General features: G+C 62.3%; 2 protein-coding genes. Both read right to left on the minus strand.

The genetic code is table 11. The annotated features are described in order from the left end of the window. Positions 1-242, minus strand: a 242-nt coding sequence (locus tag SB816_RS29710) for an ATP-binding cassette domain-containing protein (RefSeq protein WP_410547957.1), incomplete at its 3' end; no start/stop codon positions are given. A gap of 60 nt (positions 243-302) precedes the next feature. Then, positions 303-725 (minus strand): amino acid ABC transporter permease (locus SB816_RS29715; RefSeq protein ID WP_410547958.1); only part of this gene is annotated, 423 nt, incomplete at its 5' end.

Consider the following 725-nt stretch of genomic DNA (forward strand, 5'->3'; position numbering starts at 1 on the left):
TTGCGGATGGTCTCGATGTGCTTGAGGTCATTGGTGAGCTCCGTGCCGTCCACGATGATGTGGCCTTTCTGGTGCTCTTCGAGCCGGTTGATGCAGCGGATCATGGTGGACTTGCCCGAGCCGGACGGCCCGCACACCACGATGCGCTCGCCCGGCGCCACGTCCAGGTTGATGTTGCGCAGCACGTGGAACTGGCCGTACCACTTGTTCACGTCCTGCAGTCGAATGATGGCATCAGACATGCCTGTACTCCCGTAAATATCGCATTGCGGGCCCGCCGGTGGCGGACCCGCGGCAAGGTTCTAGCGTGCGTGGCCCGTGGCCAGGCGTTTTTCCAGCGCCTGGCTGTATTTGGACATGGAGAAGCAGAAGACGAAGTAGATCAGCGAGATGAACAGATACGCCTCCACCCCGAATCCGCGCCATGCCGCGTCGGACAGGGCCGCCTTGGCCGCCAGCGTCAGGTCGAAGATGCCGATGATCACCACCAGCGACGTGTCCTTGAACAGCGCGATGAAGATGCTGACCAGCGGCGGGATCACGATCTTGAGCGCCTGCGGCAGGATGATCTTGCGCATCTGCTGCCAGTAGTTCAGGCCGAGCGAATCGGCGCCTTCGTACTGGCCCTTGGGGATCGCCTGCAACCCGCCGCGCACCGTTTCGGCGATGTACGCGGCCGCGAACATGATGATCGCGATCTGCGCGCGCAGCAGCTTGTCGATGGA

Origin of the sequence: Achromobacter sp. SIMBA_011 (assembly GCF_046535435.1) — a bacterium.
Taxonomy (GTDB): domain Bacteria; phylum Pseudomonadota; class Gammaproteobacteria; order Burkholderiales; family Burkholderiaceae_B; genus Achromobacter; species Achromobacter dolens.